Below are 21,923 nucleotides of genomic sequence, written 5' to 3' on the forward strand. Positions count from 1 at the left end.
TTAGAATCTGAAATCTCTTTTTCCGTTTTCTATCTCATGCAGGTTTCGCATCGCTATTTCCTTGATCTTTGGATTAGGAATACGTTCCATCTCTTCGTGAATGAGGCGGGTACCTTTCTCCCGGGTTTCCGGTGAGGCGTAATCTTCCAGATATTCTTTCAATGTCATCAGTGCGTTGGGTTGGCAGCAGTTGGCTATCTGACCCCGTTTGACGAGCGACATGAAACGGTCGCCCGTGCGTCCTTCTCGGTAACAGGCGGTGCAAAAACTGGGGATATGTCCCAGGTCGAGCAACCAGCCTACCACTTCATCCAGCGTGCGGCGGTCGCTGACGTCAAACTGGGCGGAATTTTCTTCTTCCGTTTCCGGCACGGCATATCCGCCCACGCTGGTGCGCGAACCTCCACTGATTTGCGAGATACCCAATTCGAGCACCCGTCGGCGTACAGCTTCCGATTCGCGGGTGGAAATAATCATACCCGTATAAGGAACCGCAATGCGCGTAACAGCTACAAGACGGCAGAACATCTCATCCGAAATAGCATTAGGGAAATCTTTCGTTTCGATATCGTCAGCGGGACAGATACGTGGCACGCTGATGGTGTGCGGGCCTACACCGAATGTGGCTTCCAGATGCTCGGCATGCATCAGCAGGCCCACAAAATCGTAACGATAAGTATTCAGACCGAATAAAACGCCTATACCGACATCGTCGATGCCGCCCTGCATGGCGCGATCCATGGCTTCGGTGTGATAGGAGTATTTGCTTTTCGGTCCGGTGGGATGCAAGTTTTCGTAGTTCTCCTTGTGATAGGTTTCCTGGAATAGAATATATGTACCGATTCCGGCATCTCGCAGACGGCGGTAGTTCTCTACCGTTGTGGCGGCGATGTTTACATTTACCCGCCGGATAGCACCATTCTTGTGATGAATGCCGTAGATGGTCCGGATAGATTCCAGAATATATTCGATAGGGTTGCGGAGCGGGTCTTCACCGGCTTCCAGGGCCAGACGTTTGTGTCCCATGTCCTGCAAGGCGATGACTTCCTGCCGTATCTCTTCCTGTGACAGTTTCTTGCGTGCTATCGTATGGTTCTTGGCGTGATAAGGGCAATAGACACAGCCGTTTATGCAGTAGTTGGAAAGGTATAGCGGTGCGAACATCACGATGCGGTTGCCATAGAATTTTTGTTTGATTTCCCGTGCCAGGTGGAAGATACGTTCTGTCAGGTCCGGCTGGTCGCACTCCAATAGTAAGGCGGCTTCGCGGTGGGACAGACCTTTGCACAAAGCAGCCTTTTCAATCAGGCTTTCTATGAGCGCGCGGTTGTTTTTATTGGAAAGGGCATAGTCCAGCGTATCCAGAATTTCCTGATGATCGATGAACTCTTCCGCTTGTTTTGATTTAACATTGTACATAACTATAATCTCCTCTTTCTTTCGATATTCGGTAGCCTATAGCTGCCAACTTCTCTTCTAATTGCTGTAATCCTTCTGCGGCTTCGGCACCAAGAGAAGCTTTGTTGTCATAAAGTGTATATTTCTCCCGTTGGTCGCGGGGGGAAAGGTTGGGCATTACCACGTTGGCTCCTGCCAGTATTCCGCGTTCTCTTCCGTCCGGTGAGAGGGTGGCCAGTGCCGTTGTTGAAGGTAGTAACACTTCGGGATGCATCAGGCGGAAAATGGAAAGGAGTTTTAAGGTCATTTCTATACTCCCCGGAAGGGCGGTGGCGAACGGGGTGTCGTGATGCGGGATGAACGGGCCGATACCTATCATTTCCGGATGGAATTGTTCTATGAAAAGAATATCTTCCACCAGATGGCCTATGCTCTGTCCGGGGCTGCCTACCATAATTCCCGTCCCGGTCTGATATCCGATTTCCTTGAGCCACGTCAGGCATTGCAGCCGTTGTTTTATGGACATACCGGCCGGATGCAGATGGCGGTAATGCTCTTCGTTGTGCGTTTCGTGCCGCAATAAATACCGATTGGCTCCTGCCTGGAAAAAGCGTTCGTAAGCTTCACGGGATTTTTCGCCTAACGATAAGGTTATGGCACAATCCGGAAACTCCTGTCGGATGGAAGAGATTGTTTCAACCGTCCAAGCATCTTTTGTAGCCGGTGTTTCGCCTCCTTGCAATACAAAGGTGCGAAAACCGAGTGTATATCCTTCACGACAACAATCCAGAATATCCTCCTGTGTCAGCTCGTAGCGTACAACATCTTGATTCTCTTTCCGTATGCCGCAATAGTAGCAATTATTGCGGCAACGGTTACTTATCTCAATCAGCCCGCGAATAAATACCCGATTACCAAACTGTCCGAGTGCCACCTCCCGTGCCTGCTCTTGCAAGTATTTTAGGGCATCGGCATCCCGGCAAAGCAGCAGAGCTTTGTATTCTTCTGCATCTAAATAGTGCTCTTGCCGGAGTTTAGTAATCAAATTTTTCATTCTATAAAAGTTGATAAGTTACTAACCATTCACTACTTACTACTTGCTACTAACTACTTATCTAATAAGTCTTTTCCTGTTTTGCCAATTCCTGCACAAACTGACGTTTGCCAGCTGCAATTTCATTATGTGTGCAAGGCCCTGTGATACATCCGCCCTCACATGCCATCACTTCAATGAACTGTCCTGGAGCTTTGCCTGATTTGGCATAAGCACGCAGAGAACCGATTGTTTTCTTATCCAGATTAGCCACTTGGATAGCATTGATCTTGTCAGCTTCCTCTTTCAGATAAGCCTTTACAGCCCCCATCACGCCACCTGCCTGTGCAAATCCGTGGGCTTCGCGTACGGATGCGAACGACATGCTGTAAGGATGTGCCTGTTCCAGTTGGATATCCAGTCCGTCCAGTACCGATGCCACTTCTTCGAAAGTCATGACAAAATCCACTGCATCATCCCATTGCGCTTCTTTGCGTTTAGCCACACAAGGACCGATGAACACTACTTTTGCATCCGGATGTTTCTCTTTCGCGATACGTGCGGAATAGTACATGGGCGATCCGGTGCTTGATACATAGGGCTTCATTCCCGGCACATGCTTATTCACCAGTTCGATGTACGACGGACAACAGGAAGTGGTCATGAATTTCTGCCCTTCTTCCAGTTTCTCTATTAACTCGTGCGCTTCATTGCTGACGGTATCCATGGCTCCCTGTGCCACTTCAATGACATCTGCGAATCCTACGGCTCTGAGGGCGCCATAAACTTGTTCAATAGTTGTTTTGAATTGTCCCAGAATGGATGGGGCGACGATAGCTACTATCTTTTCACCCTTACGTATCTTATGTAGGATGTCGAATACCTGTGACACTTCGAAGATAGCTCCGAACGGACAAGCGTTGAGACATTTTCCACAATAGATACATTTACTCTCGTCAATATGCTCGATACCTTTTTTATCCTTGCTGATGGCTTTCACCGGACAAGCTTCTTCACAGGGTACGGGGATATAGACGATTGCATGATACGGGCAACTCTTGTGGCAGATACCGCAACTGATGCACTCGTCATGGTCGATCCATGCCTGTCCGCTTTCTTTCACGTGGACGGCCTTTTTAGGGCAGTTGGTCTGGCAACTGCGGGCAGTGCAGCCACGGCAAAGATTGGTGATTTCGTAATTGATCTGTACGCAAGCCGAACATGCTTCGTCAATCACGCACATGATGTTATCTTTTGGTTTTCCGTTTTCTGCACGGTAGAGTGCACGGGCTGCGTACTCTGACAATGGGGTTAATTCGTCATTTTCATCCTCCATATCCAAGCCAAGTAGCGGCAGCGATTTGTATTTCCATACGGCACGCTCTTTATGTACGCAGCAACGTCCGGCATGTTTTGATCTTCTCGGACTCAGTTCGATGGGAAGACGGTCTATTTTTTCTATAAGTTCGTTATCTCTCCACAGTTTTACCAGCTCTGTCAGCAATCTGTGGCGGACAATCATAATGTTGTTGGTAAATGCCATAATATTTATATCGGAATTAGTTAGTTGGTAATTACCGTGCAAAGATAACGATTGTTTCTTATTCTAATGGATAGCTTTAATCATATTCTTAACTATCGCAGGCCCTTCGTAGATGAAAGAGGAATAAATCTGTATCAGATTCGCTCCGGCTGCCAGCATTTGCTTGGCATCTTCAGGAGTCATCACACCGCCTGCGCCTATAATCAACATGCCTCTCTCGCTGTGGGAGCGCAGGTATTTTACGGCCTCGATAGATTTCTTTCCGATTCCTTTTCCACTTACTCCACCTGCACCGATAGCTTCTAACCGGGCGGTTGTATAGGGGGATAGGTTTGAACGGTCCATTGTAGGTCCGGTGGCTATTACTCCTTGCAGTTTGTAAGCTTGGATGCAATGGAGTACTGCATCCATTCCTTCAGTAGTAATGTCGGCGGGTATTTTCAGGAGTATAGGGCGATAATTCTTCTGTTTATTCCGAAAATCGGTGAGCGTTTCCAGGACTGTATGCATCAAGGTGGCTTCTATGGAACCCCAGTTCAGCGTGAAGTAGTCGGCCAAGCTATACAATCCGGCGTATAACCGAAGAAAATCGTTCACGACTTCCTCCTTTTCCGACCCGGGATTCTTATTGATGTTGACTCCGAGTAGATATGCATCTGTTTTGTATTCTAAGCGACGTTTTACGACGTCTAATCCGGGATTATTAAATCCGGTCCTTGAAATCAGTGAATCAGCTTTCGGCAGACGGAAAATGCGTGGCTTAGGGTTGCCGGGCTGACTGTCGGGTGTCACTGTTCCTATCTCGATAAAGCCAAATCCGAAATCGGAAAGTTCATTGAAAGCTTCTGCGCTTTTATCAAATCCGGCAGAAAGCCCGATTCGGTTTTTAAAGACGAGCTGGTTCCAGACCAATTGCTTATCCGTAGCTTTGTAATAGCGGCGTACCCAGGAACGAACGAATGGTAAGTGGCTGTAGCACCGCAAAGCGGACAGTAGGAGAGAGTGTACTCTCTCGGGGCTCAACAAAAAAAGTAACGGACGAATAATTTGCTTATACATGACATATTCTGTTTAATTCGTTACAAAACTATGCCATTCTGCCCGGATAACCTATTCATACTCTTTTATCAGACATAAAGAAAAGTTATATTCTGAATGGATAGGAATAGGGAACGAGAATGAATGGAGACAAGTTTTGGAAATAGCCCATATATTTAAGTAAGAGAGAGTGTATATAATAAATCCAATGTAGATTCTGTATATACTCGGTATAAACTCGGTGCAAATTCGGTTAAATGTATACTTTTATGGTAAAGAACCGAATTTGTTATGAGTAGCCAGTAAGTATATATAAGAAAATAAAGGATGAAGAAGAGTCTGTCGTGCAGGATTAAAGAAGTGTGAATAATTCCTTTAAGCAGGCTATAACTTCTATAAACTTTGTTTCTTTGATATTAGTGTTTTATCTTTGTATCATAACCAAACAATAACATCAGATAATGAAAGATTTTATTTATTATGCTCCCACGGAAGTAGTGTTTGGAGCAGCTTCGGAAGAGAAAACAGGAAGACTGGTGAAACAATATGGTGGAACGAATGTTCTGGTACATTATGGTGGACAGAGCGCTGAGCGCTCCGGTTTGCTCGACAAGATTTGCCGGGCATTGGAGGCGGAAGGCATCACCTATATTAAATTAGGTGGGGTAGTGCCTAATCCCCGTCTGTCGATGGTACATGAAGGTATTGAGTTGTGTCGGAAAGAGGGTATTGATTTTATTCTTGCCGTAGGTGGTGGTAGTGTCATCGATTCTGCGAAAGCAATTGCTTTTGGTGTGCTTTATGAGGGTGATGTCTGGGACTTCTATATGGGCAAAGCGAGAGCGAAAGCTTGCCTTCCGGTTGCTGCCGTACTGACGATTCCGGCGGCAGGTAGTGAAATGAGTAACAGTACTGTAATTACTAATGAAAACGGTGACTTGAAGAAAGGCTACTCCAATGATTTATGCCGTTGCAAGTTTGCGGTGATGAATCCGGAACGTACCTTTACGTTACCCAACTATCAGACAGCATGTGGCGTGACGGACATTATGATGCATACGATGGAGCGTTATTTCTCTCATGATGACGACATGACCGTGACGGATGCCGTGGCCGAAGGTATTCTTCGCACCGTGAAGGACAGTGCTTTTGAAGTGCTGAAAGTCCCGGAAAATTACGCTCACCGTGCACAGATTATGTGGGCCGGCAGCTTGGCACACAATGACCTGACAGGATGCGGAACCACCGGAGACTGGGCTACACACCAGCTTGAACATGAATTGAGTGCTCTTTTCGATGTGGCTCATGGTGCAGGTCTGGCGGCTCTTTGGGGAAGTTGGGCGCGATATGTTTATAAGGAAAATGTGACACGCTTTGCACAGTTTGCCGTAAATGTGATGGGAGTGACGAATGATTTTAAATCGGCTGAACATACAGCTTTGGCGGGTATTGAAGCCATGGAGAATTTCTATCGTGCTATCGGGATGCCTGTCAGTATCTGCCAACTGATAGGACGGCAGGCTACGGATGACGAAATCAGAATGATGGCGGATAAGTGCAGTTCCGGCGGAAAGAGAACGACAGGAAATTTGAAGATATTGTATCGTGAAGATATGGAAAGCATCTATCGGATGGCAAATAGATAATATTTTCGCGGCACATATTGTTTTTCAAATGAATTTTCGTTATCTTTAGGGGCATATATCAAATTGGGGGTAATAAAAAAGTCCTGACCCACAGGCAAAGAACATGAGAATACATTTTGAAATTAAAGAAAAACTGCCTGAAATTATTGAAGAAATCTTGCATGGTGAAAGATGGATTACTTCTGTAAAGGAAGATATTTCAGGTCGGAAACTGGTTGTCATTCGCGATCCGAGCTATGCCTCGGAAGCGACAGTAGAAATCTATGCTCGTGAAATAACTATCAAAACAGCATGGTCCAACTATACCTATCGTTTGTTTGTTCTGGGCAATAATGTCTGGTGTGAATATAATGGGGCGTATCGCGGACTCTTGGAACAGAATTTATTGCCATCCATCACTCCTAAAGAGAGTCTGTTGGAATCTGAAGTGTTATCCAGCTCTTTGTATGGTCAAGAGAAAAGGAAACTGAGGGAATATGCTGAAGACAATCTGAAATTGAAAAAGTTCCGGCGTGAGAACTTTAATGAAGACCGTACGGGGGTAGCTCCGTTCGACCATCCTAAAAGGGTGTATGATGAGTTCATTAAAGAAGATTACGTGGTTCCATCGTCTAAAGAAGAGTAGGGTGGCGATATGATAATAAGCGCCAGCCGCAGGACGGATATTCCTGCTTTCTATTCGGAATGGTTTTTCAACCGGATAAATGAAGGATATGTCCTTGTACCGAATCCGTATAATCCAAATATGATAAGCAGGGTCAGTTTAGATCCTGCTGTCATTGATTGTGTAGTGTTCTGGACAAAGAATCCGGCCCCGATGATTGAGAGACTGGATAGACTGGCTGACTACAAATATTATTTTCAGTTTACACTGAATCCCTATGGGACGGAACTGGAAAGTAAATTACCATCGCTTGACAGGCGTATTGATACTTTTAAGTATCTTGCTGATAGGATAGGAAAGGAAAAAGTGGTGTGGCGGTATGATCCGATTCTTACGAACGAACAGTATACAGTAGTTTTTCATCAGGATAAGTTTGCTGAAATGGCAGTAGCCCTGCAAGGATATACGGAGAAATGTATGCTGGGGTTTATCGACCATTATCCGCATGTGCGTGCTTCTCTTCGTGAATTCAATATAGAGCCATTAGCAAAAGAGGATATTGAGGCGATGGCGGTCGCTTTCAGGAAAACGGCGGATGAGCTGTCGATGGAACTGGATACTTGCACCACCAGAGTAGATTTATCTCATATAGGCATTCCAAGTGGCTTGTGTGTGGATAACCGATTGATTGAAAGAATTACAGGCTATCCCATTCTCTCCCGTAAAGACAAGAACCAACGGGATATCTGCCGTTGTGTGGAAAGCATCGATATCGGTACTTATGAAAGCTGCCTTAACGGGTGCATTTACTGTTATGCGATTAAAGGTAATTATAATACGGCTAAATTTAACCGTAGCAAGCACGACAAGAACTCTCCGATGCTGATTGAAGAAGTTGGAAATGAGGCTGTGATTGTGGAACGGGAAATGAAGAGTCTTCGTACTGATCAGCTTTCTTTATTTTAAAACAACCGTATCTTTATTGTCTTCTGATTCTTTTCGAGAAGAAACTGATGTCCTCATGAAAACAATTATGAGTTTGATTGTTGTATAACATCGATTATTCTTAATTTTGCGTTTACTTAATTTATAGAAAAATGAGACAGGAAACAGAGCAAGAACTATTGAAGAAGATAATTGGCTTCCAGCGGGAAGAAATCACATCGTGCATCATATACAAGAAGCTGGCAACTATTGAAAAAGATCCGGAAAACCGGAAAATCCTGCAACGTATTTCAGAAGATGAAAGCAGGCACTATGCTACGTTGCGCAGTTACACTCATCGGGAAGTTACTCCCAATCGTTGGGAAATCCTTTTTTATGTATGGCTGGTACGCCTGTTAGGCATTACATTCGCTGTTCGGCGGTTGGAGCTGGGAGAGAAAGAAACAACGAGTGTTTATTCTCAGTATCCTGATATGGAACATTTTGCTGAGATGGCGCAAGACGAACAGCATCATGAAGAAAAACTCATAGGAATGATTAGCGAGGAACGATTGGAATATATGGGGGCGGTGGTGCTTGGTCTGAATGATGCATTAGTGGAATTTACCGGAGCATTGGCAGGCTTTACGCTGGCATTGAACGATACGAAACTGATAGCTTTGACCGGAAGTATTACAGGTATTGCCGCGGCACTTTCTATGGCTTCTTCCGAGTATCTTTCTACAAAATCGGAAAAGACACGAAACAAGCGTCCGGTTAAGGCGGCTATTTATACAGGCATTGCTTATATCATCACCGTGGTAGCTTTGGTGGGGCCGTTCATTCTTTTGTCGAGCCCTGTCATGGCGTTATGCATTATGCTTCTGATGGCATTGCTCATTATTGCTTTCTTCAATTATTATTATGCCATAGCCCGGAACGAGAGCTTCAAACGTCGCTTCTCGGAAATGGCAATACTGAGTTTTTCTGTAGCTGGGATAAGTTTTCTGATAGGCTATTTATTGAAGACGGTGACAGGGATAGAAGCTTAAAGAAAGGTTCTCGTCGTATGATTATAAAAAAATCCCTGAGGTGTTAAACTTCAGGGATTTTCTATTATAGTCAATTGATGAAAATAAACTGAAACTATATTTTCGAACTGTGCAACTTCTTATAAAGCTCTACACGTTCGGCTATTTCAGCCTGAGATAGATGAGCCGGAAGCTCAATCGTTGTCCGTGGAGTGATTGCTACAAGGATTACTTCTCCCACTTTTTTCTTGTGCTCTTTGATAGCATTCTCTGTTAATTGATTGGAAGACCCTGTCTCTGGTCGGATAATACTCTTTTTCATCATATCGAATTGTTTTTTAAGTTTTCATTTTCGCTGGGACTAATTGGCAGGTTGCTAAAAGAAATTCAGTGTTCAATGTACTTATCACTTCTTTCACACTGCGTATTTTGTCGGAGAGGAAAGCGTTGCTGCCTGCAAATGCATATCCTCTTTTCATATTGCCTTTGGCTGCATTATACAATGCCTTGATGATGCAATAAGGGCTTTTCTGATAATCGCACGTCTTGATGCAATGGAACGAACAACACTTTGGCTTTTCCTGCCCTTTCTCTACATTGCGGATAAATTCTCCGTCGATGGCTCGTCCGGGCATACCTACAGGACTTTCGATGATGAGAACATCTTCGGGCTTGGAATGAATATAGACCTCTTTGAAAGTTTCCGAAGCATCACACTCCTGGGTAGTTACGAAAATACTTCCCATTTGTACGGCCGAAGCTCCCAGTTGCATGAACCGTGCAATGTCTTCACCTGTGGAGATTCCACCTGCGGCAATTACGGGAATGTCTTTTTTTTCCTTATAACTTGTTGCGATAGCTACTACTTCAGGTATCAATGCTTCCAGGGCGTATTGGGCATCTTGCAACTGTTCTTTCTTGAATCCCAGATGCCCTCCGGCTTTGGGACCTTCTACTACTATGGCATCAGGCAGATAATTATAATTCTTCTCCCATTTGTCGCATATTATTTTTGCAGCTCTTGAAGAAGATACGATGGGTACCAACTTCGTTTTGCTTTCCGGCGTCAGGTATAAAGGTAAGTCGAGAGGAAGTCCTGCACCGGCAAAGACTACGTCGATTTTTTCGCTTATGGCAGTGCGGACCATCTCTGCATAATTGGAAAGGGCCACCATGATGTTCACTCCGATGATTCCTTTCGTTTTTTGGCGGGCTTTGTGAATTTCTTCTTTAAGCCCGCAAATGCATTTTTCGGTATAGTCGCCTTTGCCTTTGGGGTATAGCAGACCTAAGCCTGCACATGAAATAACACCTATGCCGCCTTCATTGGCAACGGCTGATGCTAAGCCGGATAATGAAATTCCGACTCCCATTCCACCTTGTATGATAGGTGTTTTTATCTCTATATTTCCAATAAAAAATGGTTTCATAAAATTGATATTGTAACAAGACTACAAGCGGATAAATATACTTCTGGTATTCTATTCGTTTAGCGATGTTCTTTTCTTTGTATTGTTGTTTTTGATTGATAAAAAGCAAGAACAGAAGATTATATCTCCTGTTCTTGTTTGTAGGGTAGACATTAATAACGTCTGGAATTATATCCGTTGTTGCGGGGTCTTTCTTCGCGAGGGCGTGCAACGCTTACTGAAATCGTTTCCCGGTCGTATTCTGCTCCGTTGAGTTCGTCAATTGCTTTTTGTCCTTCTGCATCGTCGGTCATTTCTACAAAACCGAATCCTCTGGATCTTCCGGTTTCTCTGTCCATAATAACTTTAGCTGAAGAGGTTTCTCCATACGCTGTGAATAATTCGTTCAAGTCGGCATCATTTGTGCCAAAGCTTAAACCTGAAATGTAAATGTTCATTTGAAATTTTAATTAAATAAATACTAATGTAAGAGTGAGGGGATAATTAAAGGAGAGGTCTGCTTAATAAAGGATAAAAAGAAGAACTATACGATAACGATTCGTAACTCAAACTGCGACAAAGGTAATACAATAGTTGGAGACGGCAACTTTTAATTCATGATTTATTAATAAAAAAGCGATAATTGTTTTTTATTTGCATTAGGGCTTCCTATGGTATATTGCGCTTTTCCTTAAAGATGAAAACCTTTTCTTTTCTAAGGCTACACCCTTTTCCCAGGATGGCTACACCTTTTGGGGTAAAGGGTGTAGCTATCCGCGATAAAGGGTGTAGCCTTTTTAATGTGCCTTACAGATACTCGTGGGCAGTATGTTGATTAAATATTTGCCAAGGAGATTTTATACAATACATGTCTGCGTAAAGGATGGTCGGGGCTGACCAACGGGTGATTGAATTCTTTATCTTTCATCATACCTATCTTTTGCATCACACGCTCCGAACGTTTATTAGGGAGTGAGGTGAAGGAATATAATTCCTTCAGTCCCAATGTCGTCTTTGCATATTTCAGACAGGCGGAAGCCGCTTCTGTGGCGTATCCTTGATTCCATACTTCGGGAATCAGACGCCAGCCTATCTCTACGGCTGGGGCAAAGTCTACATCGAACGTAACGTCATGCAATCCTACATAACCGATAAATGCATGGTCTTCTTTCTTTTCTACTGCATACAATCCATATCCTCTGGATGCGAATTCTTTTCGGATACGGTTATAGAAGTCGAGGGTTTCTTGATAGGAAAGTTTGTTGAGGAAGAACTCCATTGCCTTGTCATCACTGTTCAGTCGGGCAAAAACGGGGATATCTTCTTCTTGCCAGTCGCGCAGAATCAGGCGTGAGGTTTCAATGTATTGTTTGGGAGATGTCTTCATATTGTTTTTCAGACTATTTCTTTATAGATGAATACAAAGTTACTACAAATTGTCATATTATGAAACTTCTTGCCTATCTTTGCGGCCGGAAAATTGGCCGTGGCATCTCTAGCCCGCATGGAAATCCGGGTGCAGCGTCACGCTGCTTATAAGAAAATTCTGTATGCAAAATTTGGTAAAGAAGGAATATCGGATTCCTTTTATTTTGGTTACTTCCCTGTTCTTTTTATGGGGATTTGCACATGCCATACTGGATGTGCTGAATAAACACTTTCAAGATGTGCTGGTTATTACACGTGCCCATTCGGCATGGGTGCAAGTGATGTTTTATCTGGGATACTTCGTGATGGCTATCCCTGCGGGACTGTTTATCAACAAATATGGCTACCGTAAAGGGGTGGTCTTCGGTTTGCTGCTTTACGGGATAGGCTCCCTGCTTTTCATTCCCGGAGAATACTGGATGTCTTTCAATTTCTTTCTTCTCTCCCTGTTTGTCATAGCCTGTGGACTGGTGTTTCTGGAAACAGCCGCTAATCCTTACATGACGGAGCTTGGTGACCGTGAAACGGCTGCCAGCCGTCTTAACTTGGCGCAGTCATTCAATGGCTTGGGATGCATATGCGGGCCGCTTATCGGTGGGTTGTTATTATTCTCGGAAGGGGGTGAAAGCAATATATCCTTGCCCTACACATTGATGGGAATTATAGTGCTGATGGTGGCACTGGTGTTCTATAAAATCCGTCTGCCGGAGATTGTGCATGGAGAAGATGAGGAAGAACTGGGCGAGGGTGGAGCACGTGGGCTTTGGTCGCATAAGCTGTTTATTTTCGGTATTGTCAGTCTGTTCTGTTATGAGATAGCGGAGATTTCAATCAACAGCTTCTTTATTAATTATGTGGTGGATGACGGCTGGATGAATGCCCGCGATGCTTCTGTGGTGCTTTCGTTCGGTGGTTTGGGATTGTTTATGTGCGGTCGTTTTGCCGGAAGCTGGATTATGCGGTATATCCGGGCGGAGAAGGTACTGTTTTTCTGTGCGGTGGGTACGGTTGTTACTACGGCTTTGGTGGTGCTTGATCTGGGAGTTTTATCATTGGTAGCCCTGTTCATGGGATATGCTTTTGAAGCTATCATGTTCCCCACCATCTTTGCACTTTCACTGAGAGGATTGGGGAACTATACCAAGCGTGCATCTTCCTATCTGATGATGTCCCCCATCGGGGGAGCGATAGGACCGCTCATGATGGGGTATGTGGCCGACCAGACGAATATGTCTTTCTCGTTTATTGTTCCGTTGCTTTCGTTCGTTGTGGTGTTGCTTTATGCCTGGAAAGTAAAGCAATGTTCGCTCTGCTAATATCCGAATTTCTCCGCAGCCTTTTCCATCTGTTCGATGATGGCGACTCCGAAGGGACAGTTCGTTTCGCATTGCCCGCACTGGATGCACTCTGAGGCGTGGTGTGTGAGGGCTTTGTAGTGTTCACGCACAGTCTCGGGTATCTCGTTCTGGGCAATGGTCAGGTTGTAGTACTTGTTTACGCTTGCTATGTCGATGCCTACGGAGCAAGGAGCGCAATGTCCGCAATACATGCAATGGCCTTTCCAGGTGAACTTTTCCATGCCTGCCATGACGGCGGTGTAGTCTCTTTCTTCTTTGCTGGCGGTGCACCAGTCGATGGCTGCCTGCATCTCATCACAACTTCTGCACCCCACCATGATGGAGGCAACAGCCGGACGGGTCAGTGCATATTCAATGCATTGCACCGGAGTCATAGCTTTGCCAAAGGGTGAATTGGTTTCACTTAGCAAATCTCCGCCGCCATATACCTTCATCACATCGAGGCCTACACCTTTCTCTTCGCACAGTTCGTAGAGCCTTTCCCGCTTCGGATCTATGTTCTGCAGGGAGTGGGCATAGTTTTCATCGGCCCATAAGTCATCTACGTTTTCAGTGGGCGGTTGCAGGTCGTAGCAAGGATTGATGGAGAACATCAGCACTTCAATCAGTCCACTTTCCACAGCCATACGTGCAACGGTGGGGTTGTGGCTGCTCAGTCCGATGTGGCGGATTCTGCCTTCTTCCTTCAGGCGCAGGGCCAGCCGGATGACGGGACCGTTGAATACTTCATGAAAGTCTTCTTCGCTGTCCACATAGTGTATCATGCCGATATCCAGATAGTCGGTATTGAGGCGTGCCAACTGGTCTTCGAAGGAGGCGATTGCCTTGTCGATGTCGCGTGTACGCAGGTATTGGTCGTTTTCCCAGGTGGTGCACAGATGCCCTTGGATGATAAATTGCTCGCGGCGGTCTGTCAACGCTTTGCCGATGTTGCTGCGTAAGTCGGGGTTGGAGGCATACATATCAATAAAGTTGATTCCTTTACTGATGGCGAAATCCATTTCTGCACATGTCTGTTCTTCTGTTTTGCCAACGAACCCTTCGCACCCTAATGCGATGGCGCTGACTGACAAACCGGTGTTTCCTAATGTTCTATATTCCATGATGTTTTCTGTTTCTTAATACGCTTTCGCGAAGTTACTAATAATTTCCGTTCTTCCATTGCCTGAACCTTTCTAAACCTTCTGTTAATACTTGCCGGGGGCAGGCTATGTTGATGTGGACAAAGCCTTCTCCGGTGTCTCCGTACATGCTGCCTTCGTTCAGCCAGAGTTTTCCCTGTTCCAATAGCGAGGTTACTATATCTTCTGAGGTACGCTTTAATGCGGAACAATCCACCCACACCAGGTAAGTACCTTCCAGCTTCGTTACGGGGAGCTCCGGCAGATGTTCGGCGAAGAAACTCCTCAGGTAATTATAATTATCGAACAGATACCTTTTCAGTTCTTCCAGCCATTCTTCTCCTTCATTATAGGCGGCTATCAAAGCCTCTACTCCGAATGGATTTACGTCGCAGACTTCGTTTATATTGATGGCTTTGTCTATCTTCTTGCGTACATAGGTATCAGCGGACACGATGTTGGCAATCTGGACTCCTGCCAGGTTGAACGCCTTGCTGGGGGAAATGCAAGTGACGGAATTCATCAGGAACTCCTGCGATATGGAGGCGAAAGGCGTATAGGTATATTCCGGAAAAACCAGTTCACAATGAATTTCATCCGCTACTACCGTTACATGATTCCGGAGGCAAATCTCACCGATGCGTATCAGTTCCTCCCGGTTCCATACTCTTCCGACAGGGTTGTGAGGGTTGCACAATAGTAAGAGTTTGACTTTACTATCGGCAGCCTTCTTCTCCAAGTCATCGAAATCAATCCGGTAAGTTTCGTTCTTATAAATCAGTGGGTTGGAAACGATTTCACATCCGTTGTTTCGTATGGATGAGAAGAAGCAATTATAGACCGGAGTCTGTACCAAGACTTTGTCGCCGGGGCTGGTCAGGGCTTTTATGATTGCCGACAGCGCCGGTACTACTCCGGAGGTATAGATAATCCACTCTTTTTCTATTCTCCAGTCGTGGCGTCTTTTGAACCAGTTGATCGTTGCATTGTAGTAAGCATCGGGCACGCGGACGTATCCGAAGATGCCATGCTCCACCCGCCTTTTCAATGCTTCCGTCACGGCGGGTGCTGTGCGGAAATCCATATCGGCTACCCACATCGGCAATACACCCGGGGTAGTGGCAGAATCCCATTTATAGGAATTCGTGCCCCGGCGTGGAATGATTTCATCAAAGTTGTGCTGCATATTGCATCTCTTCTTGCGTTTCGTCAAAACAGGTCCGGTCGTCCCAAAGTTTCAGTTTGCAGTTGCCGGGGGCCTTTATGTTCTCGTCTATGATGACGGCTCCGTAACTTTCGGCCGTGATGCTTCCCGTGCGTGGGTTCTTTATGCTGTGAACCGGGCCTTTGATGGTGGCCTGGAGACTGCTGTATTCAAATGCAAGGTCGGCATCATCGGCCATTGTGCAGTTTTCCATAATCAGGTCGTGGGCATAACAGAGTGGTTGCGTGCCTGAAATCTTGCAGTTCACCAGACGCAGGTTTCTGGAATGCCAGCCCAGGTATTCGCCGTTCAGTTCGGAATCGTATACCGTTACGTTTTCCGTATTCCAGAAAGCATCTTTGGAGTTGATGATGGCATTGCGGATTTCCACGTTCTTGCAATACTGGAATGAGTAGTTGCCGTTCTGGCTGTAATTTTCGATGCGTATGTTCTCACCGTGTATGAACAGGTAATCGGCTTTGTCAATCTGTACGTTTCTGAGTTCTACATTGCGGCAGAACCAAAGGGTTTCCAAGGCATTGGGAAGTTGCACGTTTTCCAGCTTTATCCCGTCCATTTCGCGGAACATCTTCGGTGCTTCCACTACGGTATCCGTCATTTGTACATTCTGCGAGTACCAAAGTGCGGCACGGGCACCTTCTGTGAAGAAACAGTTCTTTATAGTGAAGCCATTGTTGTGCCAGTATGGGTATTTCCCTTCGAAACGGCAGTTCACTGCCACGATGTTGCTGCATTCTTTCAATGCGGACTCACCCGCATGGATGGTTACATTTTCCAGTTGGAGGTCGTGAGTGGCAAACAGGGGGCGTTCGCCTCCGAATTCTTTGTTTTTGATAATTTCCATAATATCTTTGTTCTTATTGTAGTTCGAATGTTACGGTTACACTGCCCGAACCGAGGGCGGATGCCAGTCCCGAAGGGTTGTTTACACGCCCCAGGCGGGTGTAGCTGTAGGATGTTGAAAAAGTCTCATAGAAAAGTACCAGACAGGAGCCGCCGTAAAGCATCAGGTCGCCCGTGCGGATGGTTCCCGGGTTGGAAGATGCGGTAGGCAGGTTTCCCGATAGGTAGAAGTACTTTTCGTTGCCGTTCAGTTCGGACATGTTTATGGTCATAGGCAGTAATGCCTTGAAGGCTGTTGCCGCCGCATTGTTTTCCAGTGTGGCATTGAATGAGGCGGAGCCGACTGTTATTTTTAGATTGTTGCTCATAGGGTTATCGTCATCATCGTCGTCATTGCCGGGATTAACCGGAGGCTCATCGTCGTCTGTACTTCCCGGAGGTATCTGTTGCCCTGTTTCGGGTATAGGAGCATCGTCGCTGCATGATGTGCCCCAAACGGACAATGTCAACGTCATAAAAATGAGTACTAAGTAATATTTCATAATCTTCACGGTATTATTTCAGGTATTCCTTAAAGAAAGAGTCCAGCTTGTTGAACGGGATGAGGCTGACCCGGTCGTAAAGGTCCACATGGCCTGCACCGGGCACGATGTATAATTCTTTGGGTTCGGCAGCCTTGCTGTAGGCGTCTTCGCTGAATTCGCGTGAGTGTGCATTCTCTCCGGTGATGAAAAGCATGGGGCGCGGTGAGATGGTTTCGATATCGGCAAACGGATAGAAGTTCATGAACTTCGTGTTGCTTGCCAGGGTGGGGTGCGTGGTGGTCAGGGACGTTGCACCTTCGGGGGTGAATTCTCCGCGTTCTGTACGGTAGAATTCATAAAACTCGCGTTCAATCGGAGAGGAGTTTGCCGTCAGTTCGTGTACGGTGCCGCCGGTATATTTCGTTTCTCCGCCCAGAAATTCTACATAACGTTGTTCGGCGGCTTCGGCAATGATTTGTTTCCTTTGTTCTAGGGTCAGTGCGTGTTTCAGTCCGTTGCGGCTTGCTGTACCCATATTATACATGCTGATGGTTGCAATGGCTTTCAGACGCGGATCGATTTTTGCCGCACTGATGGCGAAACTTCCACTGCCGCAGATACCGATTACGCCGATACGGTTGCGGTCGACGAACGGGCGTGTACCGAGGAAATCGACTGCTGCGCTGAAGTCTTCCGCATAAATCTCCGGAGAGACGCTGTTGCGTGGTTCTCCTTCACTTCCTCCCCAAAAGGACAGGTCGATGGAGAGGGTGACGAAACCGTGTTCGGCCATCTTGATCGCATAGAGGTTCGCACTTTGTTCCTTGACTGCTCCCATCGGGTGCCCGACGATGATTGCGGGATACGTTTCTCCTGCTTTCATATCTTTGGGCAGGAAAAGGTTTCCGGCCACTTTCATTTTGTACTGGTTGGAGAAGGATACTTTCTCCATGTTTACTAAATCACTTTTGTAGAAATTGTCTGCATCGGTTTGTGCCGAAGCACTACCTACGCCGAGCATCATAAAGGATGCCACTACTGAAAATAATATCTTTTTCATATTTTCTTTGGGTGAATGATTAATGAGAATTGATGTCTATTACTTACATTGCAAAATTACGGTGTAAAAGTGATACTCTTTGTAGATGGATTACAGACATAATAACCCAAATTACAGATTATCGCATTGTATACAGAAAACATAGACAAATACTTCTTTTATAATCGCTTATTTAAAAAAGCTTCATTGTGCTACGACTTTCAGTTTTATTGTTTTCGAAGATTGCACCGTGCGAATTCTCAGAACAACGAATACTATGCTGACCGCAAGAAACAGCAAAGAACCGATTACGGAATAGCGTGTATCGAAGAAAGTGATAAATGCTCCGCAAACTGCCGCACCTACCGTTGTGCCCAGATTGGCTGATAATAGGAACAAGCCGTTAGCGAAATCCGGAGCTTCGGGAGCGGCTTCGGTTATCATATACTGCATGGTGTTTTGCCCGTATCCTGCCAGGATACCCAGAATCAGGATAATGACAGCCATTGCCGCAAGCCATTCCCCTAAAATGAATATACATATATAAAAGGTGAATAGTGCGAACGGAATGAAAGTCATGCTGCGTATCGGGTTGGTGGCTAACTGTTTTCCTGCAATGACGTTTCCGATAATATTGGCAAGCCCGTATATCAGCAGCAGGACGCTGATGACACTATAAGAAACTTCCGTAACCGTTCTCAGATAATCAGACATATAACTGAAGAATCCGAATAAAGCACCGTTTATCAGGGTGACAGCAATAATGGAATACCAGATAATCTTCTTTTTCAGCACATTGAGTTGCGTACCGTAAGATAGCTTTTCTTTAACGGGCATGGAGGGTATGAAAAGGATGGTGGCCACAAATACCAGCGCATTCACCACTGTGAAAAACATCATTCCCATTGTAAACGACACCTCACTCGCTATGTAGCTGGTCACCGGTACACCCAATACCATGCCGGCGGATACTCCGATGAAGACTTTGGCTACAGCCTTCGGAGCTTTCTCTTTGCTGACAGATGCGGCCGCTACCGTGAAAGCCATCGATACATATACAGGATGAAGGAAAGCCGGAAGGGCACGGGTTATCAGTAGTAGGGTAAAGTTGGAGGTAAGCATCGAAATGATGTTGCTCAGTGTGAAGACTCCCAGTGCCAGCAGCATGACTTTTTTCCGGTTTATGCCCGAGAAAAGTAGCGGCATAATGGGCGCTGATATAGCCACTACCAATGCGAATATACTGACTGTCCATCCTGCTTCGGGAACGGTTACGTGGAAATGCTCGGCTATCAGGGGGAGGATTCCAATCACTCCCATTTCCGTATTGATGATTCCGAAGACTCCTGCAGTGAGGATGAATACGAGCAAAGCACTCGAACCGGGTTTCAATTTATTAGTCTGTCTCATAAATTATATGGTTCTTTGATACGTTGATTTCTATACTGCAAAGTACGGAAGAACTCATACAAATCTTGGTAGACAAATTACGGGAGTGATAACCCGAATTACAGATTGTGGGATGCTGGAGAATAAATTGATAGCTATTGCACCTTTAGCCTGAAAATAAAAGCGCAAACAGACTATGGAAACACATCGTTTCAGTCTGTTTACGCTTCTCTGTGAGAACTCAATGATTCTATTATGATTTCAATTAACGGATAAAGTTTGTCCGTACCAAAGGTTCTGCTTCCGGGTGCTTCTGCCCGTCAGCCGCATTTTTCAATAACCAGGCCATATTTCTGCCTAACATTCGCATAGTCTGTAATCCTTCCGCATCTTGCAGGACATCGCCCGGCATCATTCCATGAATGATATTCCAATATTGGGAAGAAACAACAGGCATATGGTTTATTGTGAAATACTTATTCAATCTGTCAAGAGTGGCACTGGCTCCACCTCTCCGGCAAACAGCTATTGCCGTAGCCGGTTTGTACTCCATCAACTCCGAGCTTGAATAGAAAAGACGGTCTAATAGGGCGCACAGCGAACCATTGGGACCGGCGTAATAGGTCGGTGAGCCTACTACCAGTCCGTCAATACCTTCTTCCAGTTTCTGGCGGATGTTGTTGTACAATTCATCTTTAAAGATACATCGTCCCAATTCAGTACAGCGATTGCAGGCTATGCAACCTTGTACGGCTTTTGTTCCGATAGAAATGATTTCTGTTTCTACTCCGTTTTCATTCAGCGCCTTTGCTACCTCCAATAAAGCCAAATGTGTATTTCCGTTTTTCCGGGGACTTCCATTTATCAGTAATACTTTCATCTTTTTTTCTTCTTGATATTAATTATATTCGTCAGACTTTGAAGCGTATATTTATATTAAAAACACTGGCATGACTTATAAGGTTCGCCCATCCATCCATCAACGATAGGATTTGTCGAAAATTCCTGCGCAGTCTTCATCCGTCATTTCGCAAGGATTGGCAAGGAATAATCCTCCCTGCATGGAGCGGGCACCTCGGGCAAGCGTCATGGATTCTTCTTTCTTGAACCCGTAATCGCTCATCTTCAAATCGGCCACACCGCAATCCTCCTGCAATTTGACAAGTGCTGTGATGAAATCTTCTGGCTTGTCGGCATTTTCAATGCCCATTGCTTTTGCCATTTTGATGAACTGCTCGTCGCAGGCATGACGCTCGATGAAGAACTCATAGAAAGCACGGGAAATCATAATCAGCCCTGCGCCGTGAGGAAGATTATGATGGTAGGCACTCATGGAGTGTTCCATGGAATGTTCGGCCGTGGTGCTTGTCAGTTGCATGGTGATGCCTGCCAGCGTGCTGCCGTATGCGACGTGTTCTCTTGCTTCCATATCATTTCCGTCTCTGACTGCACGCGGAAGGTATTTCGTGATATTCTCGATGGCGGACAATGCAATCGCTTCGCTCAGAATATTTACACCGTTGCTTATCATTACCTCTGTGTTGTGGAACAAAGCATCGAATCCCTGGTATGCCGTGTATTTGGCGGGAACCGTTTTCATCAGTTCCGGGTCTACGATGGCAAGAACGGGAGTCAGTTCCGGTGCGCCGAAACCGATTTTCTCATTCGTGTCGGGATTGGAGATAACGCCCCAGCAGTTGATTTCGGAGCCTGTTCCTGAAGTTGTGGCAATGGTAACTATGGGCAAGCCTGGATTTTTCAGTGGCATTGCTTTGCCGGTGCCGCCAAAAACATAATCCCATAAGTCGCCCGGATTCGTTGCCATTGCCGCTATGGCGACTGATGCATCGAGTACGGCACCTCCTCCGAGAGCCAGAATAAAATCGCAGGCATTTTCTTTAGCAAAAGCGGCTCCTTCCATGACGACGCTTTTGTACGGGTTTTCCATAATCTTGTCGAAGATGGCATACTCTATGCCGGCCTTTTCCAATTGTTCAATCGTGCGGTCGAGCGAACCGTTGACTTTGGTCGACTTACCATTTGAAATCAAAAGCAGGGCTTTCTTGCCGGGCATTGTCTGCTTGTGCAGATTGTTCAGTTCGCCTGCGCCGAATAGAATGCGGGTAGGGTTGTAAAAAGAAAAATTCATTCTTGTATTCATACGTCTTTCAGTTATTTAATTTGTAATCGTTTTAATGGTTCTCCATAGGGAACTATCGGATGCTGCAAAATTAGCTGTCTTCCTGCGATTGCAGGATACCCGGATTACAGATTGAATAACCCTTTTTACAGTTTCTGCGTATTCTTGTAGCGGATTTGAACAGAGCGAGCTCTGTATCCTAATAGTACGGACATCATACGTACCTGGTA

General features: G+C 45.6%; 21 protein-coding genes. 5 read left to right on the forward strand and 16 right to left on the reverse strand.

What is annotated here, in order from left to right:
- The 4 genes from hydG to BUC01_RS12945 all read right to left on the reverse strand — a co-directional run bounded on the left by hydG (nt 1) and on the right by BUC01_RS12945 (nt 5,033).
- Entirely contained in the window at nt 1-1,419 is a 1,419-nt protein-coding gene (gene hydG, locus BUC01_RS12930; RefSeq protein ID WP_073313915.1) for a [FeFe] hydrogenase H-cluster radical SAM maturase HydG, read from the reverse strand.
- On the reverse strand, nt 1,406-2,452 hold the full coding sequence (hydE, locus tag BUC01_RS12935) for a [FeFe] hydrogenase H-cluster radical SAM maturase HydE (protein ID WP_025830638.1): 1,047 nt from the start codon (nt 2,450-2,452) through the stop codon (nt 1,406-1,408). Before hydE ends, hydG begins: the two co-directional genes overlap by 14 nt.
- Nucleotides 2,453-2,513: 61 nt before the next feature.
- The gene (locus BUC01_RS12940; protein ID WP_073313917.1) at nt 2,514-3,974 is read right to left on the reverse strand and encodes a monomeric [FeFe] hydrogenase; all 1,461 of its coding nucleotides are present in this window, start codon (nt 3,972-3,974) and stop codon (nt 2,514-2,516) included.
- A gap of 63 nt (nt 3,975-4,037) precedes the next feature.
- A complete protein-coding gene (locus BUC01_RS12945; protein WP_025830639.1) occupies nt 4,038-5,033 on the reverse strand; it encodes a quinone-dependent dihydroorotate dehydrogenase in 996 nt (331 codons plus the stop codon).
- 440 nt (nt 5,034-5,473) lie between these two features.
- On the opposite strand from BUC01_RS12945, the gene BUC01_RS12950 reads away from it, so the two are divergent.
- The 4 genes from BUC01_RS12950 to BUC01_RS12965 all read left to right on the forward strand — a co-directional run bounded on the left by BUC01_RS12950 (nt 5,474) and on the right by BUC01_RS12965 (nt 9,238).
- Nucleotides 5,474-6,658 carry an iron-containing alcohol dehydrogenase gene (locus BUC01_RS12950; RefSeq protein ID WP_073313919.1) on the forward strand — a complete coding sequence of 395 codons (1,185 nt, stop codon included), beginning with the start codon at nt 5,474-5,476 and terminating at the stop codon, nt 6,656-6,658.
- 103 nt (nt 6,659-6,761) lie between these two features.
- Nucleotides 6,762-7,283 carry a hypothetical protein gene (locus BUC01_RS12955; protein ID WP_025830640.1) on the forward strand — a complete coding sequence of 174 codons (522 nt, stop codon included), beginning with the start codon at nt 6,762-6,764 and terminating at the stop codon, nt 7,281-7,283.
- A gap of 9 nt (nt 7,284-7,292) precedes the next feature.
- On the forward strand, nt 7,293-8,228 hold the full coding sequence (locus BUC01_RS12960) for a DUF1848 domain-containing protein (RefSeq protein ID WP_025830641.1): 936 nt from the start codon (nt 7,293-7,295) through the stop codon (nt 8,226-8,228).
- 131 nt (nt 8,229-8,359) lie between these two features.
- Nucleotides 8,360-9,238 carry a VIT1/CCC1 transporter family protein gene (locus BUC01_RS12965; RefSeq protein WP_025830642.1) on the forward strand — a complete coding sequence of 293 codons (879 nt, stop codon included), beginning with the start codon at nt 8,360-8,362 and terminating at the stop codon, nt 9,236-9,238.
- 94 nt (nt 9,239-9,332) lie between these two features.
- On the opposite strand, the gene BUC01_RS12970 is transcribed toward BUC01_RS12965, so the two are convergent.
- From BUC01_RS12970 to BUC01_RS12985, 4 genes are all read right to left on the reverse strand, one after another.
- Complete coding sequence (locus BUC01_RS12970) at nt 9,333-9,539, reverse strand: hypothetical protein (protein WP_369862749.1); 207 nt, start codon at nt 9,537-9,539, stop codon at nt 9,333-9,335.
- Nucleotides 9,540-9,555: 16 nt separating this feature from the next.
- Complete coding sequence (locus BUC01_RS12975; RefSeq protein ID WP_025830643.1) at nt 9,556-10,647, reverse strand: NAD(P)H-dependent flavin oxidoreductase; 1,092 nt, start codon at nt 10,645-10,647, stop codon at nt 9,556-9,558.
- A 152-nt stretch (nt 10,648-10,799) separates the two neighbouring features.
- A complete protein-coding gene (locus BUC01_RS12980; protein WP_025830644.1) occupies nt 10,800-11,084 on the reverse strand; it encodes an RNA recognition motif domain-containing protein in 285 nt (94 codons plus the stop codon).
- Between the two features lie 377 nt (nt 11,085-11,461).
- Nucleotides 11,462-12,013, reverse strand: coding sequence for a GNAT family N-acetyltransferase (locus BUC01_RS12985; protein WP_034523952.1), 552 nt, complete (start codon nt 12,011-12,013; stop codon nt 11,462-11,464).
- A gap of 163 nt (nt 12,014-12,176) precedes the next feature.
- Here BUC01_RS12985 and BUC01_RS12990 point away from each other — a divergent pair, with 163 nt between their 5' ends.
- Nucleotides 12,177-13,370 (forward strand): sugar MFS transporter, encoded by a 1,194-nt coding sequence (locus tag BUC01_RS12990; RefSeq protein ID WP_073313921.1) that lies wholly within the window; start codon nt 12,177-12,179, stop codon nt 13,368-13,370.
- Here the strand turns inward: BUC01_RS12990 and BUC01_RS12995 are convergent.
- The 8 genes from BUC01_RS12995 to BUC01_RS13030 all read right to left on the reverse strand — a co-directional run bounded on the left by BUC01_RS12995 (nt 13,367) and on the right by BUC01_RS13030 (nt 21,714).
- A complete protein-coding gene (locus BUC01_RS12995; RefSeq protein WP_073313923.1) occupies nt 13,367-14,515 on the reverse strand; it encodes an aldo/keto reductase in 1,149 nt (382 codons plus the stop codon). The genes BUC01_RS12990 and BUC01_RS12995 overlap by 4 nt on opposite strands.
- A gap of 37 nt (nt 14,516-14,552) precedes the next feature.
- Nucleotides 14,553-15,719, reverse strand: a complete 1,167-nt coding sequence (locus tag BUC01_RS13000) for a MalY/PatB family protein (RefSeq protein WP_073313925.1) — start codon at nt 15,717-15,719, stop codon at nt 14,553-14,555.
- Nucleotides 15,703-16,602: a DUF3737 family protein gene (locus tag BUC01_RS13005; RefSeq protein WP_025830646.1), complete on the reverse strand. Its 900-nt coding sequence runs from the start codon at nt 16,600-16,602 to the stop codon at nt 15,703-15,705. The genes BUC01_RS13000 and BUC01_RS13005 overlap by 17 nt, the downstream gene beginning before the upstream one ends.
- Before the next feature lie 13 nt (nt 16,603-16,615).
- Nucleotides 16,616-17,143: a cyclophilin-like fold protein gene (locus tag BUC01_RS13010; protein WP_073313927.1), complete on the reverse strand. Its 528-nt coding sequence runs from the start codon at nt 17,141-17,143 to the stop codon at nt 16,616-16,618.
- 13 nt (nt 17,144-17,156) lie between these two features.
- Complete coding sequence (locus tag BUC01_RS13015; RefSeq protein ID WP_025830647.1) at nt 17,157-18,185, reverse strand: alpha/beta hydrolase; 1,029 nt, start codon at nt 18,183-18,185, stop codon at nt 17,157-17,159.
- A gap of 183 nt (nt 18,186-18,368) precedes the next feature.
- On the reverse strand, nt 18,369-19,574 hold the full coding sequence (locus tag BUC01_RS13020) for an MFS transporter (protein ID WP_025830648.1): 1,206 nt from the start codon (nt 19,572-19,574) through the stop codon (nt 18,369-18,371).
- A 244-nt stretch (nt 19,575-19,818) separates the two neighbouring features.
- Nucleotides 19,819-20,433, reverse strand: coding sequence for a flavodoxin family protein (locus BUC01_RS13025; RefSeq protein ID WP_025830649.1), 615 nt, complete (start codon nt 20,431-20,433; stop codon nt 19,819-19,821).
- A gap of 99 nt (nt 20,434-20,532) precedes the next feature.
- The gene (locus BUC01_RS13030; protein ID WP_073313929.1) at nt 20,533-21,714 is read right to left on the reverse strand and encodes an iron-containing alcohol dehydrogenase; all 1,182 of its coding nucleotides are present in this window, start codon (nt 21,712-21,714) and stop codon (nt 20,533-20,535) included.
- Nucleotides 21,715-21,923: the final 209 nt, after the last annotated feature.

The sequence above is a fragment of the Bacteroides stercorirosoris genome, assembly GCF_900142015.1.
Taxonomy (GTDB): Bacteria; Bacteroidota; Bacteroidia; order Bacteroidales; family Bacteroidaceae; genus Bacteroides; species Bacteroides stercorirosoris.